Here is a 1,890-nt window from a genome sequence, read left to right as displayed (position 1 = left end):
GGCGTCGGCACCGTCAGCGGGCCGAAGCGCGGCGCGGCGCGCCACCAGGCCAGCAGCAGCGCGAGGCCAGCCAGCAGCAGCGCCGCCGCGCCGGTCTGCCAGATCCAGGCCGTCAACGACACCCGCGATTCCTGTTCGACGATCCACAGCAGCTGCCCGCGGCGCAGTTGCAGCGCGGCGGACGCGATCAGCCCGTTGTCGCCGCGCGTCAGCGCCCGGTTGCCGCGCAGGTCCCAGCCGGCCAGCACGGTGACGCTGCCGCGGCCGTGCGGCACGCGCAGCACTTCGATGCCGTTCTCGGCGTCGAGCTGCCAGGTGGCCGGCAGCCTGGCCTGCACGAGCGGCCACGGCGGGTGGGCGCAGCTCATCAATTTGCGCGCCGGCGGGAAGGCCGGAGCCACCGATTCCGGCTCAGCCACCGAGCGGCACGGCGGGCCTTCGCGCATCTGCGCCAGCATGCGGTCGATGTCGTGCTTGCCGCCGGCGGCCGGGCGCGAGGCCTGCGCCGCCGGTGCGGACGGCGCGTCGGCCTCTTCATCCTCGTCTTCGCCGTCGTCCTCATCGTCGTCGTGTCCACGCACACCGGATGCGCCGTGCCGGGCGGCCGGCGCCGCCGGCTTCAGCGTGCGCACCGGCAGCCAGGGGCTGAGTTCCGCCTCGTTGAGGTCGGTCGCCTGCAGCACCAGGTGTCCGCCGTCGGCCACCCAGGCGCGCAGCCGCTCGCCGCGGCCGGGGAAGATGCTGCCCTGCCAGGTCGCGAACCAGACGGTGCTGCCGGCCGGCGGCAGCTGCGACAGGTCGATCGGCCGCTCGACCTTCACGCCGAGCCGGCGCGCCAGGTCTTCGAGCGCGAGCAGGTCGTTCTTCGCCGCCTCGATCGACGGCGGCTTCGGCACGTCGACCTCGACCCATTCGGTGCACGACGCGAGCCACAGCAGGCCGCCGACCAGCACCGCGGCGATGCCGGCGCGCAGCAGGTTGTCGGAAGTCAGCAGCTTCATGCGGCCTGCGCTCCGACAACGGCCGCTGCGCTGACCGGCGCGGTGGGCGCCTGCAGCCGCGCGTCGAATTCGCGGCACAGCGCGAGCACGTCGTCGGTCTGCGGCAGCCGGGCGCCGTAGACCGCGAGCTGCCAGGCGCTCACCAGCCGGGCGAAATAATCCGCCGGCTCGGCAGGCAGCCGCTCGCGCGCCAGCGCGACGCACTCGCCCTCGGTGCTGGCCGCGCGGATCGGCAGCGCATGCCCATGCACCAGCCGCGACAACGCGCCGCGGTACAGCAGCGACAGGGCAGCCCGCTGCTCGCCGCGCTGCCACAGCGCGGCAGCGGCCGGGCCGATGCGGTCGGGCAGGCTTTCGGGGCGGATGTCGAGATCGCGCACATGGCTGGGCAGCGGCGGCGCCCGCTGCGGCAGCGCGCCGGCGCGCTCGCGGATCCAGTAGCGCAGCCCGACGATCAGCACCGCGACCAGCACCGCGCCGAGCGTCCACACGACCAGGCGGCCGGCCGCGGTGACCCAGCCGGCGAACTCGCGCAACCACTTGAACCAGCCCGGCATCGCGCCCGGCGGCTCGGGCTTCTTCGGCTCGGATTCACGCGGCTTGAAGCGCCAGGTCTTCTGCTTCTGCGTGCCGCCGAAGCGCGGGTCGGCACGCAGCGTCGCGAGCTCGGTTTCGATCTCGTCGCGCGACGGGCGGCCTGCCACGGCCTCGGGGGCCGACGCCGCCGAGGCGTGCGCTTGTTGCCATCCTCGAACGGCTGCAGGTAGGCGATGTTGACCCACAGGAAGAAGGCCGCTTCGATCGGGTTCTTGATGACGCGCGCCGTGTCGAGAATGCGCTCCAGCATCTCGGACAGCAGCGACGGAACCTGCGATGGGAAGTACACGGT

Annotated in this window: 2 protein-coding genes and 1 pseudogene; all 3 read right to left on the bottom strand. The window is 73.7% G+C overall.

What is annotated here, in order from left to right; all coding sequences use genetic code 11:
* A partial coding sequence (locus ACXJLU_RS33240; RefSeq protein WP_457337990.1) for a DUF4350 domain-containing protein occupies positions 1–1,001 on the bottom strand: 1,001 nt, incomplete at its 3' end.
* Positions 998–1,705: a DUF4129 domain-containing protein gene (locus tag ACXJLU_RS33235; protein WP_457337989.1), complete on the bottom strand. Its 708-nt coding sequence runs from the start codon at positions 1,703–1,705 to the stop codon at positions 998–1,000. The genes ACXJLU_RS33235 and ACXJLU_RS33240, both read right to left, overlap by 4 nt.
* A gap of 20 nt (positions 1,706–1,725) precedes the next feature.
* A pseudogene (locus ACXJLU_RS33230) lies at positions 1,726–1,890 on the bottom strand (Fic family protein); the annotation flags it as partial.

The sequence above is a fragment of the Rhizobacter sp. P5_C2 genome, from assembly GCF_054049715.1.
The sequence above is the reverse complement of the archived record's forward strand: the minus strand, read 5'-3'. Positions and strand labels throughout refer to the sequence as shown.